At 73.5% G+C, this 15,012-nt stretch carries 13 protein-coding genes; 1 reads left to right on the forward strand and 12 read right to left on the reverse strand.

Translation table 11 applies throughout. The features are described from left to right. Positions 1 to 28: 28 nt before the first annotated feature. Positions 29 to 1,324, reverse strand: coding sequence for an MFS transporter (locus ACI2LY_RS10740; protein ID WP_404706855.1), 1,296 nt, complete (start codon positions 1,322 to 1,324; stop codon positions 29 to 31). Next, positions 1,321 to 1,860: an ArsR/SmtB family transcription factor gene (locus tag ACI2LY_RS10745; RefSeq protein WP_404706856.1), complete on the reverse strand. Its 540-nt coding sequence runs from the start codon at positions 1,858 to 1,860 to the stop codon at positions 1,321 to 1,323. Before ACI2LY_RS10745 ends, ACI2LY_RS10740 begins: the two co-directional genes overlap by 4 nt. A gap of 174 nt (positions 1,861 to 2,034) precedes the next feature. On the opposite strand from ACI2LY_RS10745, the gene ACI2LY_RS10750 reads away from it, so the two are divergent. Then, complete coding sequence (locus tag ACI2LY_RS10750) at positions 2,035 to 3,576, forward strand: alpha/beta hydrolase (protein ID WP_404706857.1); 1,542 nt, start codon at positions 2,035 to 2,037, stop codon at positions 3,574 to 3,576. Between the two features lie 7 nt (positions 3,577 to 3,583). Here the strand turns inward: ACI2LY_RS10750 and ACI2LY_RS10755 are convergent, their stop codons facing one another. From ACI2LY_RS10755 to ACI2LY_RS10800, 10 genes are all read right to left on the reverse strand, one after another. Beyond that, positions 3,584 to 4,069 (reverse strand): hypothetical protein, encoded by a 486-nt coding sequence (locus tag ACI2LY_RS10755; RefSeq protein WP_404706858.1) that lies wholly within the window; start codon positions 4,067 to 4,069, stop codon positions 3,584 to 3,586. Between the two features lie 19 nt (positions 4,070 to 4,088). Further along, the gene (locus tag ACI2LY_RS10760; protein ID WP_404706859.1) at positions 4,089 to 5,135 is read right to left on the reverse strand and encodes a MerR family transcriptional regulator; all 1,047 of its coding nucleotides are present in this window, start codon (positions 5,133 to 5,135) and stop codon (positions 4,089 to 4,091) included. A 102-nt stretch (positions 5,136 to 5,237) separates the two neighbouring features. Beyond that, entirely contained in the window at positions 5,238 to 6,416 is a 1,179-nt protein-coding gene (gene moeZ / locus ACI2LY_RS10765; protein WP_404706860.1) for an adenylyltransferase/sulfurtransferase MoeZ, read from the reverse strand. Positions 6,417 to 6,480: 64 nt separating this feature from the next. After that, positions 6,481 to 7,221, reverse strand: coding sequence for a spherulation-specific family 4 protein (locus tag ACI2LY_RS10770; RefSeq protein ID WP_404706861.1), 741 nt, complete (start codon positions 7,219 to 7,221; stop codon positions 6,481 to 6,483). After that, on the reverse strand, positions 7,209 to 8,168 hold the full coding sequence (locus tag ACI2LY_RS10775; RefSeq protein WP_388995810.1) for an NAD-dependent epimerase/dehydratase family protein: 960 nt from the start codon (positions 8,166 to 8,168) through the stop codon (positions 7,209 to 7,211). Before ACI2LY_RS10775 ends, ACI2LY_RS10770 begins: the two co-directional genes overlap by 13 nt. Positions 8,169 to 8,352: 184 nt before the next feature. Then, a complete protein-coding gene (locus ACI2LY_RS10780; protein ID WP_404706862.1) occupies positions 8,353 to 9,561 on the reverse strand; it encodes a hypothetical protein in 1,209 nt (402 codons plus the stop codon). After that, the gene (locus tag ACI2LY_RS10785) at positions 9,558 to 11,225 is read right to left on the reverse strand and encodes a DUF3492 domain-containing protein (RefSeq protein ID WP_404706863.1); all 1,668 of its coding nucleotides are present in this window, start codon (positions 11,223 to 11,225) and stop codon (positions 9,558 to 9,560) included. Before ACI2LY_RS10785 ends, ACI2LY_RS10780 begins: the two co-directional genes overlap by 4 nt. 202 nt (positions 11,226 to 11,427) lie before the next feature. After that, a complete protein-coding gene (locus ACI2LY_RS10790; protein WP_404706864.1) occupies positions 11,428 to 13,023 on the reverse strand; it encodes a dipeptide ABC transporter ATP-binding protein in 1,596 nt (531 codons plus the stop codon). After that, positions 13,020 to 14,018, reverse strand: coding sequence for an ABC transporter permease (locus ACI2LY_RS10795; RefSeq protein WP_404706865.1), 999 nt, complete (start codon positions 14,016 to 14,018; stop codon positions 13,020 to 13,022). The genes ACI2LY_RS10790 and ACI2LY_RS10795 overlap by 4 nt, the downstream gene beginning before the upstream one ends. Continuing rightward, a complete protein-coding gene (locus tag ACI2LY_RS10800) occupies positions 14,015 to 15,010 on the reverse strand; it encodes an ABC transporter permease (protein WP_404706866.1) in 996 nt (331 codons plus the stop codon). Before ACI2LY_RS10800 ends, ACI2LY_RS10795 begins: the two co-directional genes overlap by 4 nt. Between the last annotated feature and the right edge of the window lie 2 nt (positions 15,011 to 15,012).

Genomic DNA, 15,012 nt, shown 5'->3' on the forward strand with positions numbered 1-15,012 from the left:
GCTTGTCCTGACGCCCGCACGGCACGTGTCACGCCAGCTCGGACGCGGTCTCGTCGACGGGAGCCCGGGATGCCGGGTGGTCGGGGCCGTCGGCCGGAGCGGCGGCCCGCAGCGCCGCTTCGACCCGGCGGTTGTCGGTCATGGAGGCCGTGACGGCCGTCATCGCCAGCAGGAGGCCCGCGGCGGCGTAGAGCGGCGTGCGGATGTCGTAGGCGGTGGCCAGCCAGCCGCCGAGGAAGGCTCCCAGCGGGGCGGCGCACATGGCCAGCATGCGGGAGGTGGAGGCGACCCGGCCCATGAGCCGGGCCGGGACGATCGCCTGCCGGAGGGAGGGCCCGAGCACCATCGTGGCACCCATGCCCGCCCCGCAGACGGCGAGCGCCAGCCCGGCCACATACGGGTTCGGGGCGGCGGCGAGCCCCAGGACGGCAAGCCCCTCGATCGCGGCCGTGCAGGTCAGCGCGGTGCCTGTGCCGAGTCGTCGGCCCAGGTAGGAGGCGATGCCCGCGCCGAGCAGGCCGCCGGTGGCCTCCGCCGTGAGCAGCAGGCCGAAACCGTAGGTGTCGATGCCGAGGCGGTCGTGCGCGAAGAGAGCGAGGACGGTCTCCACCGCGAGGAAAGCGACGTTGCCGACCGCGGGGCGGAGCGCGAGCCCGAGCAGCAGCCGGTCCCGGAAGACGTACGAGGCCCCGGCCCGCGCCTGCCGGAGCAGCGACTCGCGGGCCTCAGGCACGGGGCGGGGCAGGACCGGCAGCGTACGGACGAGCAGCGCCGAGAGCAGGAACGACACCGCGTCGGCCAGCAACGGAACCGCCCGCCCCAGCGCGAGCAGCGCACTGCCCGCGGGCGGCCCCGCGAAGCCGGACATGGCGGTCTGGGAGCCGCGCAGGCGGGAGTTGGCGCGCTCCAGCAGGGCGGGGTCGCGGCGGAGCAGATCCGGCAGGAAGGCCGTGGCGGCCGTGTCGAAGAACAGGCCGCCGAGGCCGAGCAGGAAGGCGACGGCCGCGAGCAGCGGAATGCTCAGCGCGTCGAGCACGGCCGCCGCCGCTGGTATGGCCAGCAGCACCGCGCGCGCCGCGTCCGCGACCCACATCGTGCGCCGACGGTCCCAGCGGTCCACCAGCGCACCGCCGAGCACCCCGAACAGCAGCCACGGCAGCGTCCCGGCGGCCGTGACGACGGCGAGCGCCATCGGGGCCCGCGTCAGCGTCAGCGCGAGCAGCGGCAGCGCCGCGTGCGTCACTCCGTCACCGAGCGAGGAGATCGTCTGCGCGGTCCACAGCCGCCCGAACCCGGTCGGCAACTTCTGTCTGTCCGAGGTCACTTGGCGTCCCCCTCGGCCTGGTCGCGGCGCGCCGGGTGGAACAGCGCGAAGACGAGTGACGCGTCCGGCAGCGACGGATCGGACAGCTTCCGGTACTCGTCCGCCAGTGCCTCCAGCCGCGCTCCCAGCTCCGCGAACTGCTCGTCGGTGAGTCGCAGATGCGCCATCCGTACGTGCCGCTCGCTCTGCGTCGGTGACGCCTCCAGATCCGCCACCGCATGCCGCATCAGCACATCCGGACCCCCCTCGCCCGGATCAGGCAGCACGATCGACCGCGCCGCCATCGCGTAGTACCGCTCGGTGACCCCCCGCACCTTCCGTGTCCGCACCACCTTCACCAGGCCCGCGCGCTCCAGTAGCCGCACGTGGTAGCTGGAACTCCCCTTCGCCAGGCCGACCCGCTCGGCGATCTGGGTGATCGTCGCGGGCTCGAAGCGGAGCACGGCCATGATCCGGTGCCGGGTGAGATTCGAGACGGCGCGCAGCTGTTCGTCCGTGGTCACGTGAAAGGTCTCTGGCAGATCGTCGGTAGGCATGCGAGTAATGGTCAACGATTCTTGACCATTGGGCAAGGGGATTGACGCGGCCTCCCGGAATCCGCCGCCCGGCGCAGGGGGACGCCGGAGGGGCAGGCTGGGGTGCAGGCGCTCCCGTACTCCTTACGGACCGTGCCCCGCGCGGAGTCGCGGGTGCGCCGGGAGGATGGCTGTATGCCGAACCCTTCCCGGCCGCGTGCCGCCGCCCTGACGACCGGTGCCGTGCTCGTGGCCGCCCTGCTGGCGGGCTGCGGCGGGTCGGGGCACGGGGATCTGACGAAGCAGAAGCTGGAGTGGAAGGACTGTCCGGCGCCGTCCGAGGCGGAGGGTGGCGGCCCGGCTCCCTCTCCGCTGCCCGGTGGCGCGAAGTGGCAGTGCGCGACCATGAAGGCGCCGCTGGACTGGGGCGAGCCCAAGGGCGACACCATCGGCATCGCGCTGATCCGGGCCAAGGCGGACGGCCCGGCGAAGGACCGGATCGGCTCGCTGGTGTTCAACTTCGGCGGCCCCGGCGGCAGCGGTGTCACCACGCTGCCCGCGTTCGGCGAGGACTACGCGGCGCTGCGCACCCGGTACGACCTGGTCAGCTTCGACCCGCGCGGGGTCGGCCGCAGCGCGCCGGTGCTCTGCGAGAGCGACTCCCAGCTCGATGCGTACTTCCAGCAGGACGCGACGCCCGACGACACCGCCGAGCAGAAGCAACTCTTGGCCCGCACCGAGAAGTTCAACGACGCGTGCGAGCAGCGGTCCAAGAAGATCCTGCCCCATGTGCGCACCACGGACGCGGCCCGCGACATGGACCTGATGCGCCAGGTGCTCGGCGACTCCAAGCTGCACTACTTCGGCATCTCCTACGGCACCGAACTCGGCGGTGTCTACGCGCACTTGTTCCCGAAGCGGGTGGGGAGGGCGGTCTTCGACGCGGTCGTGGACCCGACCCAGACGCCGGAGCAGGGGGCGCTCAGCCAGGCGCGCGGGTTCCAGCTCGCGCTGGACAACTTCGCCGAGGACTGCACGTCCAAGGTCGAGGACTGCCCCCTCGGGGACACCCCTGAGGACGTGAAGAAACGTATCGCGGGGCTGCTGAGGGACCTGGAGAAGAAGCCCATCCCCGGCATCCCCCCGCGTCGGCTGACCCAGACGGCGGCGACCAACGGCATCGCGCAGTCGCTGTACTCCAAGGACTTCTGGGAGTACCTCACCGAGGGCCTTGAGCAGGCGTACGACGGTGACGGCAGGGTGCTGATGCTGCTGTCCGACTCGATGAACGGGCGGTCGGAGAACGGCGAGTACAGCAACATCACCCCGGCCAACATCGCCATCAACTGCTCGGACGAGAAACCCCGTTACGACGCGGCCTACATCCAGGGCAAGCTGTCCGACTTCCGCGCCGCCTCCCCCGTCTTCGGCGACTACCTCGCCTGGGGCATGGCCGGCTGCGCCGACTGGGCCGTCCCCGGCGCCGCCGACCACCCCGACGTCCACGCCCCCGGCTCCGCCCCCATCCTGGTCGTCGGCAACACCGGCGACCCGGCCACCCCCTACGAGGGCGCCCGCGCCATGGTCGACGCCCTCGGCAAGGGCGTCGCCGTCGAACTCACCTACAAGGGCCAGGGCCACGGCGCGTACGACAGCAAGAACCCGTGCGTCCAGAAGGCGGTCGACGACTACCTGTTGACGGGCAGAACCCCGAAGCCGAACACGGTCTGCTCCTGACGCGCGCTCATGCCGGGACCCTGCGGGTGCGGTCCCGGACCGCGATGGCCTCGGCGACCCCCTGGATGGCGCCGCGTACGAGGTCGCCGTACGGGCCCGGGGGAAGGTCCGGGGTGTGGGAGCGGGCCGTGTCGATGTGCTCGGTGGCCGCTTCGAATGAGCCGAGGCGGCGGTAGTTGTCGGCGAGGTTGAGGTGGAGGGAGGGGTAGAAGCCCGCGGTGTGCAGGTCGGCGTGGTGCTCCTGGACGCGCTGCTCGGTCAGGGCGTCGGCGGCGTCCAGGGCCCGGATGTCCCAGGCCAGGGCCTGGGCGGGGTCTTCATGGAGGTCTGCCAGGTAGTGGGCGAGGGAGCAGCGGTGCAGTGGGTCGCCGGTGACGCCGATGGTGGTCCACAGGCGCAGCAGCTCCTCGCGGGCGGCGGCGGTCTCACCGGCTCGGCCCGCTTCGACGGCTTTGCCGATGGCTTCCATGGTCGGGTCGTGGGGCGTCGTCATGAGATGTCCTCGTCGTCTCTCAACCGGCCTTGACCGGCATGATCAGGGTGGTGAGGTCGCCGCGGTCGGCGGAGCGCACCGTGACCGGCTGGTCGTCGCCCCGCAGGTCGAACATCACGTCGGGGCCGATCGCGGTGCTCACCGCGGGATAGAGCGTGGTCAGCTCGAAGCAGATCCGGAGGGGCCGACCGGTGGCCGTCGCGGGGATCGGGGCGCGTTCGCCGACATCCACGCGCTTCGGGGCGATGTGCAGCGCGACGCGGTCGCCGGGATGCTCCTCGAGGGCCCGCAGCAGCAGGTCCTTGGGGACCGTCGCACGGGTGGTGACCTCGTCCAGCGAGGCGAGCAGCAGCCGGTGGTCGGGGAACTCCTCGGCCAGGACACCGCAGTACTGGTCCTCCCGGCCCGGCACCCGGAACCAGACCCCGTGCGGCACCGCCTCCAGCCGTACCACCGGGCTCCGGCGGATCTCGGCGACCGCGGCCCGCAGCCCGTCGCCGTCGACCGTGCCGGACCAGGCCCGCCGTGGCCGTTCGGCGGGCACCAGGGTGCGGGTGGCGAGCCGGTAGCGGTCCGTCGCGGTCAGGGTGAGCGCCTCCTGGCTCGCCTCGATACGCAGGCCCGCGAGTACCGGCATCGACGGCTCACGCGCGGTCGCCGTCAGGACCTGCTCGACGGCGTCCGCGAACACGGGCCCCTTCAGCACCGCGATCGTCGGACCCGGCACCGCGCCGCCGAGCGCGGACTTGATGACGGCGGCCTTCCGTCGTGCCTCCGCCGCGTCCCCGACGACCTTCGCCACATGCTCGTCGAGCAGCCGAACCGCGTCGGCGCCCTCGGCGGCGAGTACCGCCTCGACACCGGCGAGCGGCATCGCGATCTCTCGGAGCCGTCGCAGCGCGGTCGCCCGCGCCAGCTGCTCGGTGCTGTAGTGGCGGTACCCCGTCACCGGGTCGACCTCGGCAGGGGGCAGGAGTCCGGAGTCGGCGTAGAAGCGCAGTGCGCTGGGCGTCAGGCCACTGCGCTGGGCGAAGACGCCGATCGGCATCAACTCGGAATTGGGCACCGCGCCATCATCGGGCTTCGACCAACTCGAAGGTCAACACACGGCGAAGGCCCACGGCCCCCCGATCATCAGGGGAGCCGTGGGCCGTCGAAGCCGGAGGGCTCAGTACACCGGCTTGCTGGGTTCGATCTGGTTGACCCAGCCGATCACGCCGCCGCCCACGTGGACCGCGTCCGCGAAGCCCGCGGACTTCAGGACCGCGAGGACCTCCGCGCTGCGGACGCCCGTCTTGCAGTGGAGGACGATGCGCCGGTCGTGCGGGAGGGACTCCAGGGCGGTGCCCATGAGGAACTCGTTCTTGGGGATGAGCTTGGCGCCGGGGATGGAGACGATCTCGTACTCGTTCGGCTCGCGGACGTCGATGATCTCGATGTTCTCGCCGTCGTCGATCCACTCCTTGAGCTGCTTGGGAGTGATCGTGGAGCCGGCCGCGGCCTCCTGGGCCTCTTCGGAGACGACGCCGCAGAACGCCTCGTAGTCGATGAGCTCCGTGACCGTGGGGTTCTCGCCGCACACCGCGCAGTCGGGGTCCTTGCGGACCTTGACCTGGCGGTACTGCATCTCCAGGGCGTCGTAGATCATCAGGCGGCCGACCAGCGGGTCACCGATGCCCGCGAGCAGCTTGATCGCCTCGTTGACCTGGATCGAGCCGATCGACGCGCACAGCACGCCGAGCACGCCACCCTCGGCGCAGGAGGGGACCATGCCGGGCGGCGGGGGCTCCGGGTAGAGGCAGCGGTAGCAGGGGCCGTGCTCGGACCAGAAGACGGACGCCTGGCCGTCGAAGCGGTAGATCGAGCCCCAGACGTACGGCTTGTTCAGCAGCACGCACGCGTCGTTGACCAGGTAGCGCGTGGCGAAGTTGTCCGTGCCGTCGACGATCAGGTCGTACTGGCCGAAGATCTCCATCACGTTCTCGGCCTCGAGCCGTTCCTCGTGAAGGACCACGTCCACGTACGGGTTGATGCCCTTGACCGTGTCCCGCGCGGACTCGGCCTTCGAGCGGCCGATGTCCGCCTGGCTGTGGATGATCTGCCGCTGGAGGTTGGACTCGTCGACCTCGTCGAACTCCACGATGCCGAGCGTGCCGACACCGGCCGCCGCGAGGTACATCAGGGCGGGCGAACCCAGGCCGCCGGCGCCCACACAGAGCACCTTGGCGTTCTTCAGCCGCTTCTGCCCTTCCATCCCCACGTCTGGGATGATCAGGTGGCGGGAGTACCGGCGGACCTCGTCTACGGTGAGCTCGGAAGCGGGCTCGACCAGGGGTGGCAGCGACACGGGGACTCCGTTGGTCGGTCGATCACTACGGGTTGTTCTCCCCGTAACACTGCCACGGCCTTCTTCATTCCGAGACACCCGTTCCGACCCGCGAGACGAATTCGTCCCAGTGGCCGGGCATCGTCTCCCACGGGTTGGCCCGGCCGCCGTGGTCCGTGCGGTCGGTGAGGTAGATCGTCCCGGCGCCCTGCCAGCGCGCGATGCGCAGCGCCTCCTCCAGATGGCCGCGCGGCACCCCGTGCACGAAGTGGCAGAACCGCTCGGCCGGGTGGTCGGCGGTCCACTCGGCCACCTGCGACCAGCGGTAGTCGGCCCAGGAACCCCGGAAGGTCACCAGCTGGTCGGCGTTCTCCGCGTACCCCGGACAGGGGTGGCTGCCGTGGCCGAGGACGACGTGGGTGTCCCCGGCGAGCGCGCGGAGCATGCCGATCACGCGGCGGACCTCGGGGAGCGCCGTCCGGTCACCGGGACACCGCTCCAGCAGGAAGCCGTCGACGCGGTACCAGTCGAGGTGCCGGTGCGCGTCGGACACCAGGTCGGCGAAGGGGCGCCTGCCGTGGGCGAGGTCCAGATGGCCCAGGACACGGACGCCGCCGTTGCGCAGCCTGCCCGCCGCCTCCAGGCAGTGCGGGTCGGGGCAGGCGCCGGGTCCGGCGGCGACATTGAGCACCACCCAGTCCAACGGCGTTCCGGGGCGGGCCAGTTCGGCCCACTGGGCGGGCGCGGTCAGCGGGTGCGCGTAGTCGGGGACGCCGATCGCGGTGCGTACGCCGGTGACGGCGGGCGCGCTGGTCAGATGCGGCACGCCGCCTCCATCCAGATGTCCGCGAGGGACTCCTCCAGGTTGATCCGGGGCCGCCAGCCGAGCCGGTCGCGGGCGGTGCGCACATCGGCCTGCTGCCAGCTCCCGCAGCCGTCCGGGTAGGGGTACGCGACCGGCACCGCGTGGTCCAGGTCGCCGCGCGGATGCCCGATCTGGCCGCGCAACGGGCCGGGCGGGGCGTCGAGTTCGTTGAGCGCACCGCCGTACCCGGCGACCCGGGCGAGGACGGTGGCGGCGTCGCGCAGCCGTACGGCGCGGCCGGAGCCGATGTTGATGACGCCCTGCGCGGCGGAGAGCGAGGCGGCGTGCACGGCGCGGGCGACATCGCGTACGTCGACGAAGTCGCGCTGGACGCCGAGCCCGGCGAGCTTGAGTTCGCCGTCGCCCGCCTGCATGGCGCGGCGCATGGCCTCCGCGAGTCTCCCCAGGGGGGACCCCGCCGGGGTGCCGGGTCCGGCGGGCGAGAAGACGCGCAGTACGACGGCGTCCAGGCCGGAGCCGAGGACCAGTTCGGTCGCGGCGAGCTTGCTGACCCCGTAGGGGCCGCCCGGCCGGGGTACGGCGTCCTCGGCCGTGGAGGAGCCGGGCTGGCTGGGCCCGTACTCGGAGCCGCAGCCGATCTGCACCAGCCGGGCCCCGCAGCCGCTGCGGCGCAGTGCCTCGCAGACGGTGGCCACGGCGACGGTGTTGTGCCGGGTGAGATCGCGGGCGCCGCCCCGGGTGGCACCGGCGCAGTTGACGACGACGCCGGGGTGCACGGCGTCCAGGAACCTGGTGAGCGCGCCGGGGCTGCCGGTGGCGAGGTCGAAGCGGACGTCGGCGTCGTCGCCCCGGCCGAGCACGGTGAGCTGCACGGCGGGGTCGGCGAGGAGACGGTCGGCGACGAAGCGGCCGATGTACCCGTTGGCTCCGATCAGCAGGACCCTCATAGAGCGGCTCCCGAGGTGTGCGCCGCGGCTGCTCCCACGGGCCCGGCCACTGCGGTGACTCCGTGTCGGGAGGTGGTCATCTGGTGTTCTCCTTCTCAGGGATGCAGGTCAGGGATGAATGGGGGGAGAGGGCGAGGGGCGGTGGGGCGCCGGTGCCGTGGGGGGAAGGCGGGGCGCGCATGCCTCACTCCGGGCCCCCCACGGGGGCGTGGGCCGAGGCTCGGGTGAGGGTGCGCAGGGCGTGGGCCAGGAGGACGAGGGCCGCGCAGCCGCAGGTCAGGGTGGGGATCGCGGCCGCCCCCAGGGGGTCGACCAGGGTCGTCACCGGGACGGCGAGGAAGCCGCAGTCGGGGAGGCGGCCGCTCAGGACCAGCGCCGGGGCGGCCAGTTCGGCGGCCGCCGCCGCGCCCAGGACCACGGCCGGGGCGTGCCGGTGCCGGTGGGCGGTGAGGAGGCGGGCGAGGAACAGCAGGGCGCCCAGGGTGAGGGCCCGCGGGTAGGCGGGGTCCTCGCCCAGTGCGGCGCCGGTCAGGGCGAGCAGGCCGGTCAGCGCGGCCAGGTACAGCGCGAGGACGCCGAGCAGCAGGGGGCGCGCGCCGGAGGTGAAGTCCTCCAGGCCCCGGCTGCCCGCGAGCCGTCGGCGGGCGCCGAGGTCGAGCAGGTGGGCGCACCAGGCGGCGGGGGCGCAGGCCAGCGCGAGGGCCAGTACGGGCGCGGTGGCGGCGGGCCAGGGGCCGTCCGGGGCGCCGGTGGGCAGCGCGTCGGGGCCGCCGCTCACCACGGCGTCCAGCAGGCCGTCGCCGAGCAGGGCGTACCCGAGGAGGCAGACGGTCCACACGGGGGCGGAGGGCCTCGGGGCGGCGCCGGGGCGGGCCGCGAGGGGGCCCCGGCCGAGCGCGGCGCGTACGGCGAGGGTCAGGGCGAGCAGTCCGCCGAGGGCCACCAGGGGGCGGGCGGTGCCGTGGCTGAACCGCAGCCCCACCACGGTGCCCGTGGCGACCGCACCGGGCAGCAGGGTGAGCAGCACCCACCCGGTACGGATACGGGGGCCGGGGCCGGGCGTGGGCTCGGGGGACGGGTCCGCGTCGCGGGGCACGCGCGCGTACAGCTCCTCGGCGAGCGAGAACACGTCCCGGTGCCGGTACCGGGCGGCGGAGCGGTCGGTGAAGCCGTGCGACTCCAGCCCGGCCGCGATCTCCAGCGGGTCCACGGCCCGCTCGCACAGCTCCCGGTGCTGGTGCAGCAGTGCCTTCACGGGGTCGACGGCACCTCGGCGGGGGGCGCTGCCGCGGGCGTCGCCGTCGGCTTCCGGGGTCCCGTCGGCACCGGAGGCGGTCTCCGGCGTCACCGTGCCGTTCACCGGCCCCGGCCCGGTTCTCTCCACGCCTCTCATCGCGCCCCCTCGGTCGCGCGCACCGGTGCGGGTGAGCCCCGGCCGCGCAGGAGGGCGCGGGCCGTGGGGACGGTCCAGCGGCCGGGTACGTGGGCCTCGGCGGGGACGGCGAACGGCAGCGGCTCACCGGTGTCGTCGACGTCGGCCCGCCGCACCGGACAGTGCGACATGATCTCCAGGTAAATGCCGTGAAATGCCGTGATGTTCTGTTCGACGCCGAACAGTTCCAGCGCGCGAGCCCGCGCCGCCGCCCCCAACCGCGCCCGGCGCTCGGGGTCGCGCAGCAGCGCCACGCACGCCTCCGCGAGCGCCCGCGGGTTGCGCGGCGGTACGACGAGCCCGGTGCCGCCGATGACCTCGACCACCGCGCCGACGTCCGTGGACACCGTGGCACGGCCGCAGAACATGGCCTCGGCCAGGCTGACCGGGAACCCCTCGACCACGCTGGACAGCACGACCACGGCACCGGCGGCGTACGCGTCGGGCAGCGTCGGCGCCTCGGGCGCCCCCACCTCGGTGAACGACACAGGGTTGTCCCCCTCGGCGTGCAGCCCCTCCGCCTCGTCCGGGAAGAGCTGGGCGGCCAGCGCCCGGCACTGCGCGAGGTACGCCTCCCCCTCGGCGCCCACGGGCACGCCCACGATGCGCAGCCGCGCGTGCGGCTCCTCCTTGCGGACCTCGGCGAAGGCGTGCAGCAGCGAGACCAGGTCCCGGCCGGGCTCGATCCGGCCGACCCAGACCAGCGTGTCGGTGTCGGCGCGGTCGGGTGCCTCGCCGACCTCGGCGAACCGCTCGGCGTCCATGCCGGGATGGACGGTGCGGATGCGGGCCCGGTCGGCGCCGCACCGCTCCTGCCAGCGGCGGGCGTGGCTGCTGCCGGGGGTGAGGAGTTCGGCGCGCCGGTAGACCTCGGCGGCGAGCCGCCCGTGGAAAGCGGCGAGCAGCGCGCGGACGGCGGGGGCTGCGGTGTCGGGGCCGAGCGCGAGGTAGTGGGCGCGGAGCTGGACGCCGTACTCGGTGACCAGCAGGGGGACGCCGGAGAAGTGCCGGGCGAGCAGGCCGGGCAGGGCGGCGGCGCCGCCGGAGGTGGCGTGGCAGAGGTCGACGGCGCCGAGGGCGTCCGCGCCGTACCAGTCGAGGGAGAGGGGGCCGAGGGCGCGGGCGAGGTGGTCGGTGACGGCCAGCAGGTCGGGCACGCGGGCCTCGTGCGCCGCGCGCGGCGCGCCGGGGGTGCGGCAGGCGCGCTCCAGGGCGGTCACGGCATGGTCGGAGCGGAGGGCTCCGGTCAGGGAGCCGGTGTCGCGGGCGAGTTCGGCGAGGTTGTACAGCGCGTTGCCGAAACGGTCCGCCACTTCGGCGGAAGAGCCCTCCCGCGGGCCGCAGACCGCGCCGAGCAGCTCGCCGTAGTGCTCGGCGAACCGCTTGCGGGCGCGGCGGCCGAGCGTGCCGCCCTCGTCCCCGGCCGTCCGCAGCGGGGCGGTGCGCACCCGCCTGACCTGCGGCGGGAGCGGCAGCCAGCCGTCGCCCTGCTGCCGCTCGCCGCGGCTGAGCGCGTAGACGTCGAACTCGTGCTGCCCGAGCCCGCGCACGAGCCGGTCGCACCAGAGCCCGGTGTCACCGCCGGCATACGGATAGCCACCCTCGGTAAGCAGTCCGATGCGCACGCGTGCACCCCCGATCTCCCGTGTGTGGGAGCCGCCGTCGTCCCGGCGGCTCGCAGCGGGACGAACGTACGCGGAGAGGGCGGTGGCGCGACGGACGGTTGTCCGTCGCACCACCAAAAGGGGTGAACGGTCGTAACTTTCGCGGGCGAGCCGCGTTCCGACACGCTAAGAGATCGGTCGGTGACGGTCCGCACGCGAAACGTTACGCCGGAGCGGGCTCCCGCCGCGCCTCCCGGCGTCGGGCAGCGACCTCGGGGTCCAGGGCCGGTACGGCGGCCAGGAGTTGGCGGGTGTACGGGTCGCGCGGGTTCTCGTACACCTCGTCGGCGGGCCCGGTCTCGACGATCAACCCCCGGCGCATGACGGCTACCCGGTCGCTGACCTGGCGGACCACGGCGAGGTCGTGCGCGATGAAGACGAGCGCGAGCCCGAGTTCCCGGCGCAACTCGTCCAGCAGCGCGACCACTTGGGCCTGGGTGGTGACGTCGAGCGCGGAGACGGGTTCGTCACAGACGATGACGCGCGGGTCGGCGGCGAGGGCCCGCGCGATACCGACGCGCTGGCGCTGTCCGCCGCTGAACTCGTGCGGATAGCGGTCGTGGTGGGCCGCTTCGAGACCGACCCGCTCCAGCAGTCCGGTCACGCGTTCCCGTACGGCCTTGTCGTCCAGCTCCCCCTTGGCGCGCAGCGGGTCGGCGATCGAATCGCCCACCGTGCGGCGGGGGTTGAGGGAGGAGGCGGGGTCCTGGAACACCATCTGCACGGACGGGTCGACCCCGCGGTGCGCGCGTCCCTCGTACCGGATGGTGCCGGAAGAAGGCTCCAGCAGTCCGACCAGCATGCGGCCCAGCGTGGTCTTGCCGCTGCCGCTCTCCCCCACGATGCCCAGGGTCTCGCCCCGGCGCAGGGTCAGCGAGACGTCGTCCACGGCGGTGAACGCCCGCCTCCCGCGCCCGAACTCCCGCCGCAGCGCGGCCACTTCGAGCACGGTCTCCCCCGGCTGCTCGACGGACGCGGCACGGACAACGTCCACGCGCGGTACGGCGGCGAGGAGTTCACGGGTGTAAGGCTGCTCCGGCGCGGTCAACACCTGGCGCAGCGGCCCGTGTTCGACAGCTCGGCCGTGCCGCATGACGAGCACGTCCTCGGCGCTCTCGGCGGCGACGCCCACGTCATGGGTGACGAGCAGCAGACCGAGCCCGTTCTCCTGGCGCAGGGTGTGCAAGAGGTCGAGGATCTGGGCCTGCACGGTGACGTCGAGCGCGGTGGTCGGCTCGTCCGCGATGAGCAGCTCCGGTTCGCACGCCAACGCCATGGCGATGAGCGCCCGTTGGCGCATGCCCCCGCTGAACTCGTGCGGCCGGGACCGGGCGCGCCGGGCGGCGTCCGGGATGCCGACCCGGTCCAGCACCTCGACGGCCCGCGCGCGTGCCGCCCGCCGGGGGGCGCGGGTGTGGACGCGGTACACCTCGGCGATCTGGTCGCCCACCGCGTAGTACGGGTCGAGGGAGGACAGTGGGTCCTGGAAGACCATGGCGGCCTTGGCCCCGCGCAGCTTGCGCAGCTCGGCGTCGGAGGCGGCGGCCACGTCGGTGCCCGCGACCAGGACCGAGCCGCCGAGCCGTGCCCCGGTGTCCCGGTGCAGCCCCAGCAGCGCACCGGCGACGGTGGACTTGCCGGACCCGGACTCCCCCACGAGCGCCAGCGCGGCCCCCTTCTCCAGCGTGAAGGAGAGTCCGTCCACGGCCCGCAGGGCGCCGAACTCGACGGTGAGGTCGGTGACTTCGACCAGGCTCATGCGAGGACCACCCGGCGGTCGGCCAGCGCGTACAGGACGTCCGCGACGGCGTTGGCGATGATGACGAAGAAGGCGACGACCAGGACCAGGCCGACCACCACCGGCAGGTCCACGACCTTGACCGCGTGCACCAGCTCCTGGCCGATGCCGGGCAGCCCGAACAGCGTCTCGGTGAGGACCGCGCCGCCGATGGCCGAGCCGACGTTGTTGGCGTTGAGCGCGATGACCGGGGCGAGCGCGCCGCGCAGGGCGTGCCGTCCGACGATGGCGCGCTCGCCGACGCCGTAGGCGCGGAACGTGCGGATGTGGTCCTCGGCGAGGGTCTCCAGCATGGCCGAGCGGGTGAGCCGGGCGAACGCGGCCGCCTCGATCAGCGCCAGCGACAGCCAGGGCAGCAGCAGGTTCCACACCCACTGCTCGGGGTCGTCGGTGAAGCGCACGTACTGCGGGAAGGGCAGCAGCCCGAGTTCGCCGCAGACCACGATCATCAGCACCAGGCCGAGCACGAACACGGGCGTGGCCCAGCCGGAAAGCGTGAGCACGGTCAGCACCCGCTCGGAGAGCCGGCCGCGCCGCCAGGCGGACAGCACGCCGGTGCCGACGCCGATGACCAGCCAGAGCACCATCGCGCCGACCACCAGGGAGAGGCTGACCGGCAGCTTGGCCAGCAGGAGGGTGAGCACCTGCTGGTCGCTCTGGTAGGAGAGCCCGAGGCAGGGTGCCGCGCAGTGCTCGACCGAGGTGCCGGTGGAGTAGTCCTGGCCGACGAACAGCCCCTCCAGGAAGTGGAAGTAGCGCAGGTAGAGCGGGTCGTCGAGCCGGAGCTGGGCCGCGACCTGGTGCACCTGCTCCGGGGAGCAGCGCGGGCCGCAGGTGATCTGGGCGACGTTGCCGGGGGTGGCGTAGAAGACCACGTAGACGAGGACCGAGACGGCGAGCAGGGTGATGGCCATGCCCGCCGCGCGGCGCAGCAGGAATCCGCCGAAGCCGTTCACGCGGCGTCCTCCTTCCGGGCGCGGCCGGTGCCGACGCGCAGCCGGGAGGCCGCGCGGGGGTCGAGTGCGGTGCGGACGCCGTCGCCGAGGACGGTGAGGGCGAGCACGGTGGTGAACAGGGCACCGGCCGGGAACAGCAGGTACTGCGGCGCGGCCTGGTACCAGACGTCGGCGGCGGTGATCATCTGTCCCCAGGAGGGCGTCGGCGGCTTCACGCCGACGCCGAGGAAGGACAGGGCGGCCTCGGTGGAGATGTTGTTGGGCACCATCAGCGCGGCATAGGTGAGGACGGGCGCGGCGAGGCCGGGCAGCAGCTCGCGGCGGGCCACGCGCACGGCGCCCCAGCCGCTGAGCCGGGCGGCGGCCACGTAATCGAGCCCCTTGAGGGTGAGGGTCTGGGCGCGCACGATCTTGGCCATGTTGCCCCAGGCGATCAGCCCGATGACGAGCGCGACCAGCACCGGGCGGGGGAAGCTCGCGGGCACGATGGCCAGCAGCGCCAGCGCCATGATCATGAGCGGCAGGGCGACGATGACGTCCGTGATCCGGCTGAGGACCTGGTCCAGCCAGCGGCTGCCCATGGCGGCGGCCACGCCGACGGTGACACCGATGAGCACCTGGATGAGCGTGGCCGCGAAGGCGACGCCCAGCGAGACGCGGGCGCCCTCCACCAGCCGGGCGAACAGGTCGCGGCCGGTCTGCGGTTCGACACCGAGCCAGTGCTCGGCGCTGATCCCGCCGAGCGGCCCGACGGGGACGCCGCCGCGCGCGGAGTCGATGAGGTCGGGGTGGTAGGTGGTGGGGTCCTGCCCCTCGAGCGCGGTGAGCAGCGGCGCGGCGAGCGCGACGAGGACGAGGAGCGCGACGACGGCCGCGGCGACCAGGGCGGCCCGCTGCGCACGCAGCCGCCGCCAGAACTGACGGGCCCCCGAGGCCGCCGGGGCGGTGATGTCCGCCCCGGCGGCCTCGACGGCGACAAGTGCTTCGCTCACCG

The organism is Streptomyces sp. NPDC002176, assembly GCF_044903645.1.
Lineage (GTDB): Bacteria > Actinomycetota > Actinomycetes > Streptomycetales > Streptomycetaceae > Streptomyces.